The 17,464-nt window shown below is 43.8% G+C and carries 16 protein-coding genes and 1 pseudogene; 16 read left to right on the forward strand and 1 reads right to left on the reverse strand.

Going from position 1 to position 17,464, the window contains the following annotated elements; genetic code table 11:
- Positions 1-268 precede the first annotated feature (268 nt).
- The 4 genes from V1225_RS08895 to V1225_RS08910 all read left to right on the forward strand — a co-directional run bounded on the left by V1225_RS08895 (position 269) and on the right by V1225_RS08910 (position 5,494).
- Positions 269-1,525 (forward strand): MFS transporter, encoded by a 1,257-nt coding sequence (locus V1225_RS08895; RefSeq protein ID WP_160202873.1) that lies wholly within the window; start codon positions 269-271, stop codon positions 1,523-1,525.
- A 135-nt stretch (positions 1,526-1,660) separates the two neighbouring features.
- Positions 1,661-3,142: a PLP-dependent aminotransferase family protein gene (locus V1225_RS08900; protein ID WP_338546180.1), complete on the forward strand. Its 1,482-nt coding sequence runs from the start codon at positions 1,661-1,663 to the stop codon at positions 3,140-3,142.
- On the forward strand, positions 3,139-4,416 hold the full coding sequence (locus tag V1225_RS08905) for an amidohydrolase (RefSeq protein ID WP_338546181.1): 1,278 nt from the start codon (positions 3,139-3,141) through the stop codon (positions 4,414-4,416). The genes V1225_RS08900 and V1225_RS08905 overlap by 4 nt, the downstream gene beginning before the upstream one ends.
- A gap of 556 nt (positions 4,417-4,972) precedes the next feature.
- On the forward strand, positions 4,973-5,494 hold the full coding sequence (locus tag V1225_RS08910) for a nitroreductase (protein ID WP_251631658.1): 522 nt from the start codon (positions 4,973-4,975) through the stop codon (positions 5,492-5,494).
- Between the two features lie 336 nt (positions 5,495-5,830).
- Here the strand turns inward: V1225_RS08910 and V1225_RS08915 are convergent, their stop codons facing one another.
- Positions 5,831-7,021 (reverse strand): pyridoxal phosphate-dependent aminotransferase, encoded by a 1,191-nt coding sequence (locus V1225_RS08915; protein ID WP_338546184.1) that lies wholly within the window; start codon positions 7,019-7,021, stop codon positions 5,831-5,833.
- 135 nt (positions 7,022-7,156) lie between these two features.
- Between V1225_RS08915 and V1225_RS08920 the strand changes: the two genes are divergently transcribed.
- From V1225_RS08920 to V1225_RS08975, 12 genes and pseudogenes are all read left to right on the forward strand, one after another.
- The gene (locus V1225_RS08920; protein WP_338546186.1) at positions 7,157-8,017 is read left to right on the forward strand and encodes a LysR family transcriptional regulator; all 861 of its coding nucleotides are present in this window, start codon (positions 7,157-7,159) and stop codon (positions 8,015-8,017) included.
- 46 nt (positions 8,018-8,063) lie between these two features.
- The gene (locus V1225_RS08925) at positions 8,064-8,687 is read left to right on the forward strand and encodes a flavodoxin family protein (protein ID WP_338546187.1); all 624 of its coding nucleotides are present in this window, start codon (positions 8,064-8,066) and stop codon (positions 8,685-8,687) included.
- A 235-nt stretch (positions 8,688-8,922) separates the two neighbouring features.
- Positions 8,923-9,402 carry a ribosome maturation factor RimP gene (gene rimP, locus V1225_RS08930; protein WP_160202846.1) on the forward strand — a complete coding sequence of 160 codons (480 nt, stop codon included), beginning with the start codon at positions 8,923-8,925 and terminating at the stop codon, positions 9,400-9,402.
- Positions 9,403-9,417: 15 nt separating this feature from the next.
- Positions 9,418-10,539, forward strand: coding sequence for a transcription termination factor NusA (nusA, locus tag V1225_RS08935; RefSeq protein WP_161907581.1), 1,122 nt, complete (start codon positions 9,418-9,420; stop codon positions 10,537-10,539).
- Positions 10,529-10,810, forward strand: a complete 282-nt coding sequence (locus V1225_RS08940; protein ID WP_243151099.1) for a YlxR family protein — start codon at positions 10,529-10,531, stop codon at positions 10,808-10,810. Before nusA ends, V1225_RS08940 begins: the two co-directional genes overlap by 11 nt.
- Complete coding sequence (locus V1225_RS08945; protein WP_338546189.1) at positions 10,803-11,129, forward strand: ribosomal L7Ae/L30e/S12e/Gadd45 family protein; 327 nt, start codon at positions 10,803-10,805, stop codon at positions 11,127-11,129. Before V1225_RS08940 ends, V1225_RS08945 begins: the two co-directional genes overlap by 8 nt.
- A 2-nt stretch (positions 11,130-11,131) precedes the next feature.
- Positions 11,132-11,257 (forward strand): annotated as a pseudogene (locus V1225_RS08950) (translation initiation factor IF-2 N-terminal domain-containing protein); the annotation flags it as partial.
- A 687-nt stretch (positions 11,258-11,944) separates the two neighbouring features.
- Positions 11,945-13,867, forward strand: coding sequence for a translation initiation factor IF-2 (infB, locus tag V1225_RS08955; protein ID WP_338548173.1), 1,923 nt, complete (start codon positions 11,945-11,947; stop codon positions 13,865-13,867).
- Positions 13,868-13,887: 20 nt separating this feature from the next.
- Positions 13,888-14,274, forward strand: a complete 387-nt coding sequence (gene rbfA, locus V1225_RS08960) for a 30S ribosome-binding factor RbfA (protein WP_160202842.1) — start codon at positions 13,888-13,890, stop codon at positions 14,272-14,274.
- Positions 14,264-15,229, forward strand: coding sequence for a bifunctional oligoribonuclease/PAP phosphatase NrnA (locus V1225_RS08965; RefSeq protein ID WP_338546192.1), 966 nt, complete (start codon positions 14,264-14,266; stop codon positions 15,227-15,229). The genes rbfA and V1225_RS08965 overlap by 11 nt, the downstream gene beginning before the upstream one ends.
- Positions 15,230-15,232: 3 nt before the next feature.
- Complete coding sequence (gene truB / locus V1225_RS08970; protein WP_338546194.1) at positions 15,233-16,192, forward strand: tRNA pseudouridine(55) synthase TruB; 960 nt, start codon at positions 15,233-15,235, stop codon at positions 16,190-16,192.
- 5 nt (positions 16,193-16,197) lie between these two features.
- Positions 16,198-17,133, forward strand: coding sequence for a bifunctional riboflavin kinase/FAD synthetase (locus V1225_RS08975; RefSeq protein WP_338546195.1), 936 nt, complete (start codon positions 16,198-16,200; stop codon positions 17,131-17,133).
- Positions 17,134-17,464: the final 331 nt, after the last annotated feature.

The raw sequence follows: 17,464 nt of genomic DNA on the forward strand, positions 1-17,464 counted from the left end.
TCACAGAATCGTCACATTCTCTTGCTATACTGAGAATGTCAAAAGGAGATAGGGTTACAGATTATTTCTTTTGAACGTTCTTTCTTAATTAATATCGCAGCCAAAAGGCTCTACCTAAAAGGTGGAGCCTTTTGGTGTGTTTTTGCATTTTGGACTAGTCCAAAATGCTTTTTTTAATTTTTTGGTACTTTATATTGAGTCTTTTTTTCGTATAATAAAAAAAGATATTATAACTATTTTAAAAATTTTCTAAAAAGGAGAAAGAAAAATGAGCGGAGAAAGTAAGCTTAAAAAGCATATGTTTCACCTGGTGATTATCACCATCGCAGGCGCTATGATTTATGGTATGCCATATTTCAGATCATATTTCTATGACGCCTATCTGGAAACATATCATTTAAACAACACGCAGATGGGTACTTTCGGTTCCATGTTTGGTATTTTTGGAATGATTTCCTATTTATTCGGCGGTGTTGTTGCCGACATGGTTTCCACCAGGAAGCTGATGTCAGTATCTTTGATTTTGACTGGACTTGGTGGAATTTTGCACCTGCTGAATCCTAACTACGTAATGCTGCTGGGTATTTACGCATTATGGGGATTCACTTCCTTGTTCGCATTCTGGCCATCCCTTCTGAAGAGTCTTCGTGAGATTTCCAACGAAAACGAACAGAGTAAAGCATACGGATTTATGGACGGTGGAAGAGGTCTGGTATATGCAGTTGACGGTATTGCGATTGTTTCTATCTTTGGATATTTCAGCAAAAAAGCAGGCGACGCCGCAGGACTTAATGGTGTAATTGTATATTATTCTGCAATTGCAATCGCACTTGGCATACTGCTGTTCTTCATCATGAAAGAAAATAAACCGGATACAACAGAAAAAGTTGGTGAACAGAAAGAAAAAATCAGCCTTGCACAGGTAAAAGAAGTTATCAAGATGCCAGCTGTATGGATTCTGTCTGCAATCCTCTGCTGTACTTATGTAATGAACATTGCATTCTACTATTTTACACCGTATGCAACTTCCAGATTTGGAATGGTGGCAACAGCAGGTGCATTTGTTACAATCGCTGCACAGTATGTAAGACCTATCGCTGCATTTGGCGGTGGCGCTATTGCTGACAAACTGGGAAGATCCAAGGTTATGTATGTTACGTTCTCTATGATGGCTCTGGGTACACTTTTGATGGTGGTTATGGGCAATATGAGTTCTACTTTATTCATCGTGCTTTGTATCATGATTTATGCAGGTATGTACGGTGGTTACATCATGGTATTCTCCATGATGGATGAAGGTGGTGTGCCTATCAGAGTTGCAGGTACTGCAATCGGTTTAGTATGTACACTGGGCTATTTGCCGGAAGTTATCGTTCCGTTCTGCTCCGGTAAGATTCTGGATACTTTCGGAGAAAGCGGTTATCGTTATCTGTTCATTGCAATCGTAGCTATTATGATTGTTGGTATCCTGATGCTAACTGTTTGGGACAGATATGTAAAAAAACTGAGAGCCCAAAACGCATAACCTCTTGCATAATTCGGCGCAGAAGTTTAAAATAATATAAACGACGAATGGAGAAGGCTTTTTGCGCAGAAACCCGCATGAAAAGCCTTTTTACACAAAAAAAGGGATTGCTTTAGCAGAATAGGATGTGATAGGGTGAAGCTAAAGATCGATAAGGGCAGCAGCATACCGATTTATAAGCAAATCGCACGAGAAATCGAGAAGAAGATTTTATGGGAAGAACTTCCATCAGGCTATAAACTTCCTGCGGAGCGGCGTTTGGCAGAAGAAATCGGCGTCCATCGAAATACTATCATCAAGGCATATGATGTGCTTATTGCTAAGGAACTGTGTGTGGTGTCCAGGGAAAAACCTAAGGGCTACTTTGTCAAGGTTCTGCAGGAAAGCCAGGAGTTTGGAAAGCGTTTTTTTCCTTTAGAAAAAGCTTTTCGCTACGAGTTTCGCAAAGCTGAGAAGCGGTTTAACGACATTTACTGGAAGTCTGAGCCCGATGAGCAGATCCCTTTTGGCGGTTTGATTATGGACAGAAGGTTAAATCCTGTGCAGGGGATGGAGCATGTGGTTTCCAGAATTTTTGACAGCAGTAAGGTTGCCAGCACGAAGGAGTTTCTGCAGGAGACAGAGAGACTTCGAGAAAACGTCAGAAAGCTTTTGACCAATCAGAACATCTATGTGACTACAAAAAATATCCAAATCTTTGCAGAGAGCAATCAAACAATCACTTATCTGATGATTATGTATCTGCGAGAAGGCGACTGTATTGTGGCAGAGGCGCCTATGGTGCCGGACAATTACAGCATTTTTTATAATCGAGGTATTGAAGTTATCACGATTCCTATGGACGAGGACGGCATGAAGATGGATCTTTTGGAGGAGGCTCTCAGAGAGCGGAAGCCGAAGTTCATCTATACGCAGCCAAACTATCACAATCCGACAGGAATTACCATGTCTCTTGCCAAGCGCCAGACATTGCTTCGCCTTGCAAATACCTATAATGTGCCGGTTATTGAAGAAGATTATCAGAAAGATTTTGTTTATAGCGATCATCAAATTCCAAGTCTTTATGCCTTAGATGCAAATAAAATGGTCATCTATGTAGATACTTTTACGCTGACCTTTCCGTATATGATGAAAATCGGCTATGCAGTGGGACCGCCGGACTTGATGTATATGATGGGGTATGCTCTTAGCGTGGACGAGACTACTATCGGAGGAATCGGTCAATATTTTCTCAACGAGTATATCGAATCGGGTGAGTTTGAAAAGCATATCAGGTGTGTACAGCAGGTTTACAGTGCCAGGCTTAATCTTCTTTGTGAGGAGCTTGATAAGATTAGTGCCAAAGGTATTACTTATAAGAAGCCTAAAGGCGGGCTGCTTTTGTGGTGCACTTTGGAGAACGGTATAAATGAAAGAGAACTTTTTAGAATTGCTGAAGAAAAAGGTGTTCTAATAACACCCGGCTGGGTGTTTTATGATAACAGTCACAGTAGGAAAGGGCATATTAGGTTGTGTTTTTCTAATGTGACAGATGAGCAGATCAGGCGAGGCGTTGCACTGCTGGGGCAGGCCTTGGATGAATGCAAAAGAGTAAAAGATAGGAGAAGAGAAGAATGAATCAATTTGTTGAGTACAGAAGAGAATTCCATCATTATCCGGAAATCGGCTGGAGAGAAATCAGAACCAGTGCCAGAATTGCTGAAATTCTGGAGAAGGAAGGCTACAAATGCCTGATGGGAACCGATGTAATCAATGTCGATACTGTTGGCTTTGAAATGCTTTCTGATGAAGAGAAAAAGGCGGAAATGGAAAGAGCCGTTGCGCAGGGTGCAAAACCGGAATACGTAGAAAGAACGGAAGGCTATCCAGGTGTCATCGCAGAACTGGACACCGGAAAAGAAGGTCCTGTGACCGCATTTCGTTTCGATATAGACTGTTTGCCTTATGAAGAACCGCAGAAAGAAGGCTTCAGACCATTTGATGAGGGGTATATTTCCTGCAACAAAGACTGCGTCCACGCTTGCGGTCACGATGCACACACAGCTATCGGTATCGGTCTTGCATGGGAACTGATGAAGAGAAAAGACCAGCTGAAAGGGAAAATGCGTATCATTTTCCAGCCGGCAGAAGAACGCTACAACGGTGCACAGTCCATCGTCGACAAAGGCCATCTGGACGATGCGATGAACTTTATTTCTGTACACATGGCGCTGACTGCAGAGGGATGGCCGCTGCCATCCAATACCATCGCCTGCGGCTGCAAGGACTTCTTAAGTGACGATCAGATTGATGTTACTTTCCATGGAAAAGCAGCGCATCCTTGCGGTGCTTCTCAGGAAGGAAAAAATGCCCTTTTGGCAGCCTGCACTGCTGCACTGAATCTCCATGCAATTGCACCCCATGAAGAGGGACTTTGCAGAGTCAATGTAGGGGTGCTCAACGCAGGCGTCGTAGTAAATACTATCGCACCGAACGCATTTATGAGCATCGAATACAGAGGACAGACCAGAACTATCGCTGCATATGCCCGTAAGAGAGTGTTCGATATTCTGGACGGCGCTGCAAAAGCACACGATTTGGAATATACTTATGTAGACTTCGGCGAAATACCGGCAGCGCAGAGCAGTGACGCTATGATGGAAGTCATCGAAAGAGCTGCGAAGAAAGTACCTTGGTTTGAAAAAATTCACTTTGAAGGAAATGTTGGAGGTACTGATGACGCTTCTGTTATGATTAACAAAGTACAGGATAACGGCGGAATTGCTACTTATGTAGGGATCGGCTGCGATACCACGCAGACTCTGCACAATGCAGAATTTGATTTAGATGAAGATTCTATTCCGGCAGCTATTGAAATGCTGGTACATGCAGTGGAAGAACTGAATATGTAGTATTTATAAACACCAGAGACTGCGCTTTAGAGAAATTCCGGCGCAGTCTTTTGCGTTGTGATGAATTGCATACGCCAACAATACCCTTTTATTTTTTGTTTTTTGCGTTGGCAGCATGAAAAACGCCAACTTCAAACCGTTTATTTTATATTCTTGCGTTTAGTACTGGTTGAACGCTCTACGCCAATCTTTGCGAAAAAAACTCTCTTCTTGGCATTTGCCGCCGCTTTCCCGAATAATACCGGTCAAGTTGGCGTTTTTGGAGGGCGAGGCGCAATATTTGCAAAAAATAACTTTTATGTTGGCGGATTGAAATATTTGTCGAACACTGCTTGTGTATGAGCGCTGCTAACACATCAATTCAATGGGGATTTTTCATGAGTTTGCAATGACAGGTGCATAAGAGGATTGACTTGCAAATGGCTTTTTTATACAATGATGAAAAGGTGTTTCTTAAATAGAATCGGCAGAGTTTATTGCAGATAGATATATGGATGAGGCGTCTTAATTTCTATTCAAAAAAAGGATTTTACTGCATAGCGAAGGGAGAGTTATTATGAATCAGATTATTGAAGCAATGAAAGAAAGAAGAAGTATCCGCAAGTTTAAACCGGATATGGTTTCAAAGGAAATCATAAATCAAATTATTGAAGCAGGAACTTTTGCGGCGACAGGAATGAATTATCAGGATCCGATTATTATTGCGGTGACAAATAAAGAGCTTCGCAATAAGCTTTCAAAGCTCAACGCTGAAATTATGGGCTCGGACAGCGACCCGTTTTACGGTGCGCCGGTGGTTTTAATTGTACTGGCAGATAAAAAGATTCCGACTCACGTTTACAACGGCAGTCTGGTGATGGGAAATCTGATGCTGGCCGCACATGCCCTTGGAATCGGAAGCTGCTGGATCCATAGAGCAAAGGAAGAATTTGAACGTTCGGAGGGCTTGGAAATTTTAAAATCTTTAGGAATTGAAGGAGATTATGAGGGCATAGGTCACTGCATTCTCGGTTATGTGGACGGAGAATATCCAAAGGCTTCAGAGCGAAAAGAAAACTGGGCATATTATATAGACTAATATGGTATGAAATGGAATTTCGGGTTTTGTGCGCGTTTGCACAGCCCGAGTTTTCTATTTTTTTGAGCTTTTTCTGATGGAATATTTTGGAAGTTTTCGAAAATACTTCGATTGGTTTTCAAAACAGGCGAAAAGGGTTTCTTTTTGCGGACAAAATCGAGATTTTGAAAACCGAAGTGAATAAAGAGGAAAACTGGAAAAAATATACATAGAAAAGTGCTATAAAACTCAAGACAAAGCCACTATATAAAAACCGTTACACAAAAAACTGTGCGCACTACCTAAAAGGAAAGTGTCGCACAGTTTTTACTATCTTATTTTATTTGGATTCGATGATTATTTGTAAGCTTCCATCATCTTAGCGAATGCAGGTAAGCTTCTTCTGATCATTTCGTTGGATACACAGTAGGATAATCTCATGTATCCCGGGCAGTCAAAGCCTTCGCCAGGAACTACCAGCAGATTGTGGTCTTCTTTTGCTTTCTGGCAGTATTTCATTCCGTCTCCATCTGGAACTTCTACGAACAGGTAGAAAGCGCCATCAGGTTTTGCGCATTTATAACCCATCTTAGTCAGTTCATCGTACAGCAGGGTACGGTTTTCGTCGTAGGCTTTCAGGTCAGGCATTTCGTCTACACAGCGAGCGATTACCATCTGCGGCAGGGTAGGTGCACAAACGTGACCGTTTGCACGAGCAGCGCCAGCAACAGCGTTGAATACTTCGGAAGCGTTATCGCACTGATCAGGAACGCATACGTAACCGATACGTTCGCCCGGCAGAGACAGACTCTTGGACCAGGAGTAGCATACGATAGTGTTTTTGTAAACTGTCGGGATGAAAGTAACCTTTGCATCTCCGTAGGTCAGTTCTCTGTAAGGTTCATCAGCGATGATGTAGATTGGATGTCCGTATTCTTCGCTCTTCTTAGTCAGAATAGCAGCCAGTGCTTCCAGAGTTTCCTTCGTGTAAACAACACCGGATGGGTTGTTAGGGGAGTTGATAATGATTGCCTGTGTATGTACGGAAATCAGTTCTTCCACCTTAGTCATGTCAATCTGGAAGTGTTCTCTGTCAGCAGGTACAACTACCAGGTGCGCACCGTTCTTTTCAACAAACGGACGGTATTCAGGGAAGAATGGTGCAACTGCCATAATTTCGGAATCTGCGTCAGTAGCCAGTGCCTTAATTACAGAAATCAGTGCAGGGGCAGCACCGCAGGTTACGAACAGGTTGGATGCTTTGATATCAGTACCGAAACGCTTGTTCAGGTTTGCAGCGATTGCTTCTCTGGTTTCATCAAAACCGCCAGCCATGGAATAGCCGTGGATTTTGATGGAATCGGTATCATCAAGGATGTCTTTAATTGCTTGCTGTACTTTTGCAGGAGCTGGAATGCTTGGGTTACCGAGAGTATAGTCAAATACGTTTTCTGATCCAACAATCTTTGCCTGTTCAAGTCCGTAAGCGAAAAGTTCACGAATCAGAGATGGCTGGCTTCCCAGCTCGTACATGGTGTTATTGTACATAATGAAATCCTCCTAATAAATCTTTTCAAATTAAACGAATATTTATATCTATATTTTACCGCATTCTATTGACTTATGGAATTCTCTTTATTATTATATATATATAACGATTTTTAATAGAACAGGACGGATATTATGGATATTAATAAGGTCAAGGTGCTGATTTATGCGGTGGATAACGGTAGTCTGCTGACAGCGGCTACTAAGCTGGGATATACCCAGGCCGGGCTTACCCATATGATGAACTCTTTAGAAAGTGAACTGGGCGTGGTGCTGCTGCACCGCGGTAAGTTTGGTGTGCGGCTTACAGAAGAAGGCGAGCGCCTTATGCCACTTTTCAAAGAACTGGTCAAGGCCAGCGGAAAGATTGAGACAGAGGTAGACCTGATTCTAAAACAGAAAGCCTCTATGATTCGTATTGCGGCGGTTGCCAGCGTAATCAGAACTTGGCTTCCGGACGTGATGCGCGCTTTTCAGAAGGAGAATCCGGAAATTTCTTTTGAGATTAAAGAGGGAGACGATAGGCTGTATCAGTGGTTTGACGAAGGAAGAGTCGACATGTGCATCACTACCAATCTGGTGAAAAGAGAGGACTTTGAACCCCTTGCCAGAGATGATTTTTTTGCAGTGCTTCCACCGGAATATCCATGGAAGGATGGGGAACTCTTTCCGCTGCATAGAATTGAAACAGAACATTTCCTGTTCCCTTACTGTGCCAGTGACCTGGATGTTGAGCAGCAGCTGGCAGGATATCATATCAAGCCCAACAGACAGACCACCTATGTTGACGATAACAGTGCGATATCCATGGTTGCAAAGGGATTTGGCATTAGCCTTATGCCGGATTTGGTATTGCAGACATGCCGCGATCAGATTAAAATTGCACCGCTGGATTTACCGTGTTACCGTAATATTGGAGTTATTTACAAAAATGGAAAGAATGCTTCAGCAGCGGTGAAGAAATTTGCGTCTTTCCTGAAAAAGTGGAATTTTTAAAGACAAAGAACATAGATTACTCTGACACAACAAGGGAGGTAGAAGAATGAAAGTTTTACTGTTAAATGGAAGTCCTAACGAGGCAGGCTGTACCTTTACAGCCTTAAAAGAGATTGCACAGACGCTGGCAGAATTTCATATCGACAGTGAAATCCTGCAGCTGGGGAAAAAGCCGATTAGAGACTGTATCGGCTGCGGTGCATGTGGCAGCCGAAACGGTGTTTGCGTTTTTGAGGATGATCCAGTTAATGAATTGATAGGAAAAGCAGCGGAAGCAGATGGATTTGTGTTTGGATCACCGGTATACTACGCGCATGCTAACGGCAGAGTTCTTTCTGTGCTTGACAGAGCTTTTTATGCTGGAGGCAGTGCATTTACACACAAACCGGGAGCAGCAGTAGTATCTGCAAGAAGAGCGGGCACTACAGCAGCGCTAGATGATTTGAACAAATATTTTATGATTAATCAGATGCCGGTGGTATCTTCTACTTACTGGAATATGGTGCACGGCAACACGCCGGAGGAAGTCGCACAGGATTTAGAGGGACTGCAGACTATGCGAAATATCGCTTCTAACATGGCTTGGCTTTTAAAATGTATTGAAGCAGGAAAAGAGAACGGGATTGAAGCACCGGTTAATTCGAAGGTTGCGACTAATTTTATCAGATAGAGGACACAAGGCGCAGCCTGCTTTATAGCGGTATCAGAGTTATTGCAGGTTTGATGTCAATGCGCCGAAAATTTGAAAAAACTAATATTTGACATAGCCGTAGATTTGTGCTAATATATGTATGTACGAAATTTATTGAGGAAAGCGAGAAGAGTGGGCAAAACCCACTCTTTCAGTTTTGTTTAGGGCAAAGTGCTGTAAAAGAGTGTCTTTGCAAGAGGACGAAAGGCAGTAAATGGCAAAGAAAAAGATAAAAGAAATTATTGAGGAAATTGCAGCAGGATTCATGGAAGAATCTGAGCTGGAACTTTATAACGTTGAGTTTGCTAAGGAAGGCAGAGACTGGTTTCTGCGGGTTTATATCGATAAAATCTCCGCAGAGGAGGAAGAATACGTGAGTACCGACGACTGCGAAAAGGTCAGCAGATTTTTAAGTGACGAGCTGGACAGACTGGATCCTATTGAGCAGAATTATTATTTGGAAGTTTCTTCGCCGGGCATGGACCGGGAACTGATTACCGAAAGGCATTACGAGAAGTATACCGGCAGACTGGTAGAAGTAAAATTGTATAAGGGCATTGACGGGAAAAAAGTTTTTGAAGGCATTTTGGAAGGCTTAGAAGACGGCAATGTTGTAATAAAAGATGAAAATGATAAAAAATGGATGTTCCCACTGGATCAGGTGGCAAAAACCAACCTGGCAGTGGTTTTCTAAGGAGGGTAAAGACAAATGAACAGAGAATTTATCGAAGCGATAAATGAACTTGAAAAGGAGAAACACATTTCCAAGGACATTTTGATTGAAGCAATTGAGTCCGCACTGGTTTCTGCTTACAAGAAGAACTATGGCACATCGCAGAATGTGAGAGTGGATATCGACAGGGAAGACGGCGATATTGCAGTACTCATGAGAAAAGATATTGTAGAAGAAGTTTATGATGATATGATTGAGATGTCTTTAGAGGAGGCACAGGAAATCGATCCAAGATACGAAATCGGTGACGCGATTGAGTTTTCTGTAACGCCAAGAGACTTCGGAAGAATTGCTGCACAGACTGCAAAGCAGGTTGTAGTACAGAGAATCAGAGAAGCCGAAAGAGGTATGATTTTCGATGACTTCATCACCAAGCAGGGTGAAATCGTAACCGGTGTTGTGCAGAGAAAGAGCGGCGAAACGCTGTTTGTCAACATGGGAAAGGCGGAGGGCATCCTTTCTGCTGGCGAACAGGTACCGGGTGAACGTTTTGAGGTCAACGAAAGGTTGAAAGTCTACATTATGGACGTGAAGAAGACCACGAAGGGACCGCAGGTGTTTTTATCCAGATCTCATCCGGGTCTTGTAAAGCGTCTCTTCGAGATGGAAGTTCCTGAAATTCAGGATGGCTTTGTTGAAATCAAGGGGATTGCAAGAGAAGCCGGCTCCAGAACCAAGCTGGCAGTTTACAGCGAAGACGCGAATGTTGATCCGGTTGGTGCATGTGTTGGCACCAGAGGTATTCGTGTGCAGGCAGTAGTTGACGAGCTGGGCGGTGAGAAAATCGACATCATTCCTTGGAGTGAAGATCCGAAAGTACTGATCAGCAACGTGCTCTCACCTGCAAAAGTGGAATCTGTGCTGGCAGATGAGGCTGAAAAGACTGCAACAGTTGTAGTGCCGGACTATCAGCTTTCTCTGGCAATTGGTAAAGAAGGACAGAACGTAAGGCTGGCTGCAAAAGTCAGCGGCTGGAAAATCGACATTAAGAGCCACACGCAGTACTATAATGAAGAGGCGGCAGATGACATTGTGGAAATCGATGAGGAGCCGGCAGAAGCATTAGAAGGAGAAGAGGTTTTCGAGATTGAAGAGTAACAAGATTCCTATGAGAAAGTGTATCGGCTGCATGGAATCAAAACCCAAGCAGGAACTGCTCCGCGTAGCCTTTTACGAAGGTATTTTGTCGCTAGATACGACAGGAAGAGCTAAAGGGCGCGGCGTATATCTCTGCCGCAACAATGTGTGTATTGAAAAGGCGCAGAAGCGTAAGGCGTTTTCGAGAAGCTTTTCTGCCAATATTGCCCAGAGCGAAATTGACAGGGTTTGTGAGGAATTAAAAGAAGTAAACGGGCAGGCTAATGAATAGAGGAAAAGTTTTCAGCCATTTAGGATTTGCCGCCAAGTCCAGAAATCTTGTGACTGGGTATAACACCTGTATCATGATGATTGAGAAGCGAAGAGTGCAGCTTTTGATTTTAACTGAAGATTTAGCCGATAACACAGTGAAAAAAATGCAGGGAAAATGCGAAAAAAATAATGTTAACTATAGAATTTTCGGAGGAAGCGATGAGCTTTCTCAGGTGACAGGAAAGACCGGAAAGGGGATTTTCGGTATTACAGACCGTCATTTTGCGGAAATTATTTGTAAGGAGATTGACCTTATTCAATCAGAAAGGGAGGAGTGAATATGACGAAAAAAGTACATGAACTGGCAAAAGAATTAAACATTTCAAGTAAAGAACTCCAAGAGAAGGCAGCGCAGCTCGGTATCAGTGTAACAAGCCATATGAGCGTGTTATCTGATGCGGATGTTGACAAGATAAAGGGAACAAAGAAAGAGACTAAGATTGTAAAGGCAGAGCCTAAGAAAAAGGGAACTACAGTCCAGGAAGAACCGAGAGTCACTGTCAAAGCGGCAGTAAGACCAGGCTTTTCCAATCGTCCGAAACCGCCTGTTGGAAAACCGGTAGTAGATACGGAGTATTTGGCAAGTAAGAATAAACCGCCTGTTGGAAAGCCGGTAGTAAATAAAGCAGAATTGGAAAATAGAAGCAGACAGAAACCGCCTGTAGGCACTCCGCTGCCGAGAGAAGCAAAACCAGTTGAAAAACCGGCAAAAACTGCGGCGCCTGTAAAAGCACCGGAAGCTGCACCGGTAAAACCAGCGGAGCCTGCAGTAGCTGAGAAGCCGGCAGTAAAGCCAGTTGAAAAAACGCCGGCAGTAAAGCCAGAGAAGAAACCTGCTGATAGAAATGCAGAAAGAAAAGACCGCGGCGGCAAGAAACCGGAACGCAAAGATGGTGCGAGAGCTGACAGAAACGATCGCGGCGGCAACGGAAATCGTAACGGCAGAAATGACAGAAATGATCGCAATGACCGCAAGGATAATCCTCGTGGAAATAACGGCAGAAATGACAGAAATGACCGCGGTGGAAACAATAATAGAAACGATCGCAGTGGAAACGGCGGGGCAAGAAAGGATCGTCCACAGCTTGATAAAATTGAAACCAAGCCGGGAAGAAGAGACGATTCCAAGAAGAAGCAGGATAAAGAAAAGAATAAGTTTGATAAACTGGAAAGAAAATCGTTGGAAAAACAGACAAGAAAGAAACACAATAAACCTAAACCACAAGTTGTGGAAACTGAAATTGAAGAAGAAGTACTGCCAGAAGGCACCGTTGTGATCAATGTGCCGATTACTGTTGCAGGCTTCTGTGAACAGGCAGAAGTATCCACTTCAAAAGTCATCATGACTTTGATGAAGCTGGGTATCATGGCAAATATCAACCAGAATATTGATGAAGACACTGTAATGGTGCTGGCAGAAGATCTGGGTCTGAGCGTAGCTATCGGCAAGGTAGAGGAAGAAGCAGTTGAAGAGGGACTGGAACTCTTTGAAGACAGTGAAGAAGATTTGAAGGACAGACCGCCGATTATCACTGTTATGGGTCACGTTGACCACGGTAAGACATCGCTTCTTGACGCAATCAGAAAGACCAATGTAACTGCTTCCGAGTCCGGCGGCATTACCCAGCATATCGGTGCTTCTGAAGTAAGAATTAACGGACAGAAGATCGTATTTTTAGATACACCGGGTCACGAAGCATTTACTGCAATGAGAGCAAGAGGCGCGCACGTTACCGATATCGCAGTACTGGTTGTTGCAGCAGACGACAGTGTAAAACCGCAGACTGTTGAATCCATCAGCCATGCAAAGGCTGCAGGCGTTCCGATTATCGTTGCTATCAACAAGATGGATAAACCAGGTGCAAACCCTGATAGAGTAAAGCAGGATTTGACCGAGTACGGTATTTTGGTAGAAGACTGGGGCGGCGATGTCATCAGCGTGCCAGTGTCTGCAAAGAGCGGCGAAGGTATCGTAAACCTTCTGGAAATGATTCTGCTTCAGGCAGAGATGATGGAACTTCGTGCAAATCCGAACAGACTTGCCATGGGTTCAGTTATTGAAGCAAGACTGGACAAATCCAAAGGTCCGGTTGCTACACTTCTAGTCACTAACGGAACATTGCAGAGCGGACAGAGCGTCGTTGCAGGAACTTGCTCCGGCAGAATCCGTCTTATGACCGACCACAAAGGTAAGACCATCAAGAAAGCAGGTCCTGCTACAGCAGTAGAAATCCTGGGTCTGACCGATGTACCGCAGGCAGGTGATGAATTTAACGCAGTAAAAGACGATAAGATAGCAAGAGAAATTGCTGAAAACAGAAAAGAAAAGCTGAGAGAAGAAGTTCTTGCAAGAAACGCAAGCACCACCTTAGAAAAGCTGTTCAGCCAGATCCAGGAAGGGGAAGTTAAAGAACTGAACCTGATCATCAAGGGCGACGTACAGGGCTCTGTCGGCGCACTGATTGCTTCCCTTGAAAAACTCAATAACGAAAATGTAAAAGTAAACATTATTCATACAGGTGTAGGTACTGTAACAGAATCCGATGTTATGCTGGCAGGTACAGCCGGCGCTATCATCATCGGCTTCAATGTAAGACCGAGCACAGCAGTACAGACCATGGCAGATAGAGAAAACATTCAGATCAGAACCTACAGAGTCATTTACGATGTGATCGATGATGTAGAAAATGCCATGAAGGGTATGCTGGATCCTGAATTTAAAGAAGAAATTCTGGGTAAAGTAGAAATTAGAACTACGTTCAAAGTACCAGGTGTAGGTATCATCGGCGGTGCATACGTACTGGAAGGAAAAGCTGTGAGAAACGCAGAAGTTCGACTGGTGCGTGATGGTATCGTAATTCATGAAGGCAAGATTTCATCTCTGAAGAGATTCAAAGATGATGCTAAGGAAGTTGCTTCCGGCTATGAATGCGGTATCGGCATTGAAGCATACAATGACATCAAAGAAGGTGACATTATCGAGTGCTTCCACATGGTTGAAATTGAACGTAAATAACCATTACGAAAGGAAAACCTATGGGAAAAGGATACAGACAGGGTCGTCTAGGAGAAGAAATTCGCAAAATTGTCAGCGAAATGCTGCTCAGAGACATTAAAGACCCTAGATTACAGTCAGCGATGGTAAGCCTGTCGGGAGTGGAAATGACTTCTGACGGCAGCTATGCCACCTGCTATGTGACTGTGCTTTCTGTCGGAAGTAAAGATGAGGAGGCAAAGCAGCAGGAGGCGGAAGCTGTACTAGAGGGGCTTCGCAGCGCCAAAGGCCTTATAAAAAAAGAAATCGGCAGACAGATTAAGCTGCGCCACATTCCGGAGCTGATTTTTAAACTGGACACCTCCATGGAGTATGGCAGACATATTTCAGAGGTAATTGGAAAACTGGGAATCGAACATGAAGAATAATACTTTTCAAGAATTGGCAGAAGTCCTTTCTTCTGCAAGACAAATTTTAATTTATCCTCATGTCAATATGGACGGAGACGCTCTGGGCTCAGCGGCAGCGCTGTGCAAGGGGCTGCGCAGTATGGGAAAGGAATGTCATGTTCTCATTGAAGATGACATTCCCGCCAATTTAGCGTTTTTAGACCAAGGATACTGCACCTTTGATCAGAACGTTATCACAGCGCCCGACCTTTCTGTCTGTGTGGACTGCGGCGATCCGTCCCGCTTTGAAAGAAGACAGGCGGCTTTTGAAAAGAGCAGTAAGTCCATGTGCATTGACCATCACGAAACGACGACATTTTATTGCGATTACAACTACGTAGACAAAGACGCTGCAGCGACTGGTGAACTGATTTATAGACTTTTGCAGACTCTGGGCATTGCCCTCGACAAAGAAATGGGCGAAGCCATTTTTGCGGCAATTACCACGGACACGGGAAACTTTCAGTACAGCAATACCAGCAAGGAGAGCCATCTCATCGCAGCAGAGCTTTACGACATTGGTATTGATGGGAATAAAGTCAGCGTAGAGATTTACGAGAACATGCGCATAGAAAAACTTCTCATCGAGAATATGGCGCTTGCCACCATGTCTACCGTAGCAGGCGGACGCGGTGTCATCGCATATGTGACGCAGGATATGCTTTCAGAAAGCGGTGCGCTTATGGAAGAGACCGAAGGCGTAGTACAGCGGCTGCGCAGCATTTCCGGTGTGGAAGTGGCGGCATTCCTGAAGGAGACAAAGGACGGCAGAATTAAGCTCAGTCTGCGCTCTAAATCCTGTGTAGATGTGGCACGCATTGCTTCTGAACTTGGCGGCGGCGGTCATATCCGTGCAGCGGGCGCAACGCTTACCTTAGGACTTTCCGAAGCCTTCGACCTTTTGAAGGAAAAGATTATAAAGAGTATAGGATAGAGCATGATTACAGAAGGAATACTGAATATCAACAAACCGCAGAATATGACGTCTCACGATATCGTAGGCGTTGCCAGAAGAACTTTGGGTATTAAGAAAATCGGACATACCGGCACGCTGGATCCGATGGCAACCGGAGTTCTTCCTGTTTGCATTGGAAAGAGCACCAGAATCATGGAGTATCTGGATATGGATTTGAAAACTTATCGGTGTACCATGGAACTGGGACTACTGACTGATACCCAGGATATCTGGGGAGAGGTACTTGAGCGAAGATCGGTTACCTGCACGGAAGCGCAGGTTAGAGCTGTATTTGCGGATTTTTGCGGTGTTATCGACCAGAAACCGCCTATGTATTCAGCGCTGAAGGTTGATGGAAAAAGACTTTACGAGTATGCAAGAGAAGGAAAAACTGTCGACGTAAAGACACGGAAAATCTATATTCATAATCTGGAACTTGAGAAGATTTTTCCCGATGGTGAAAAAACCATAACCTTCACGGTGCAGTGCTCCAAGGGTACATACATCAGAACCATCTGTCAGGACGCAGGGGAAAAACTGGGGTGCTGCGGCACATTGACGTCCCTTGAACGAATTTCCAGCGGTATCTTTCATGTTGAAGAAGCGCTGGATTTGGAAGTATTTCGAGAGATGAACCCTTTGGAGATTGAAAAAAGGCTCTACGCTTCGTGGCAGCCTCTTGTTCACTTTGGCAAGGTAGTGACCGATGAGACTTCCGGCGTGCGCTTTGCAGCCGGCTGGCACCTTCCTTTGCAGGAATGTCAGATTGTAAAAGCGCCGACTTTTGCAGAGCAGGATTTTTATCTGCCTATCCGCGCGGAGTTTCGCAAAGCATATAACGTCTTTGCAGAGATTGCTGGAAAAGAAGTTTTTATAGGTGTGGCATTTTATAACGAGACCTATAAGAAACTGGTAGCGGACAAGATTTTTTATACGAGGTGATGAAAATGGAGATATTTGAAACCTTAGAAGAAATACAGAATATTGAACCGGCGGCAGTAGCGCTGGGGAATTTTGACGGTGTTCATCTGGGGCATCAGGAACTGATTAAAAAGGCGGTGGAAAAAGCAGGTGAGTCGGATTTAAAGTCGGCGGTGTTTACTTTTTCTAATCACCCGAAGGATTTGCTGCCCAAAGAAAAAAAGGTGAAGAACATTTTAGTTAAGCGGGAAAAGGAGCAGATTATTCAAGACTTAGGCGTGGACTATCTGTTCAATGTGCCTTTTACTCGCAGCATTATGACCATGAGCCCTGCAGATTTTGTGGAGAAGCTCCTTCTTGAGAAGTTTCAGATGAAAGCTGCTTTCTGTGGCTTTAATTATCATTTTGGCTACAAAGCGCAGGGAAATCCGGAGGTTTTGCGACAGATGGGCGCGCAGCACGGATACGAGGTGACGGAAATCCCACCGTATAAAATTAAAGGTGAAATCGTCAGCTCTTCGCTGATTCGTACCTTGATTGCTTCTGGCCAAGTGGAGCAGTGCAAAACTTATATGGGCAGGCACTATTCTATCGGCGGTGAAGTGGTGGTAGGAAACAGACTAGGAAAGCAGCTGGGCTTTCCCACTTCCAATCTGGTTATCGACCCGTCCATGGTAACGCCGCCTAACGGTGTTTATGTAACCTACTGCACTTACAATGGCGTTCGCTATCCGAGTGTAACTAATGTAGGTCATAAGCCGACCATTGGACACTATAACAAAAATGTAGAGACGCATATTTTTGATTTTGATAAAGAACTTTATGGAAAACAGATTACGGTAGAGTTTTTACAGAAGACCAGAGACGAGGTCAAATTTGACAGTGTAAAGGAACTGTCTGCGCAAATTGTCAGGGATTGCAGGCAGGCGAGCCAGTTTCATCAGAAGCATGACAAGGAATAAAAGGCGTGTCCTAGCGAGGGCGGCGCGACGGGGTAAAATGCATATATTAGAAAAAATTTGACAAAATATGCACAAGCACGTGCATAGAATTGAAGAAATTGTTCAAAATATGTAGATTTAAGTGGGTTTTACCTTGAAGTGTAGTCGTTTAAGTTCAAGAATATGCATATACTCGTTGATTTTACAAAAAATATGCACAGATCAGGAGAAGGATGTGCATATTTTGAATAGAAATGATGATTTTATGCACATTTCATAATCTGACATGGTTCATGGACCGGATTGGAATCGAGACAAAAAGGACATGAAAATTAAACACTTGCAATTAGAA

Origin of the sequence: Emergencia sp. JLR.KK010, from assembly GCF_037018265.1 — a bacterium.
GTDB lineage: Bacteria > Bacillota > Clostridia > Peptostreptococcales > Anaerovoracaceae > Senimuribacter > Senimuribacter intestinalis.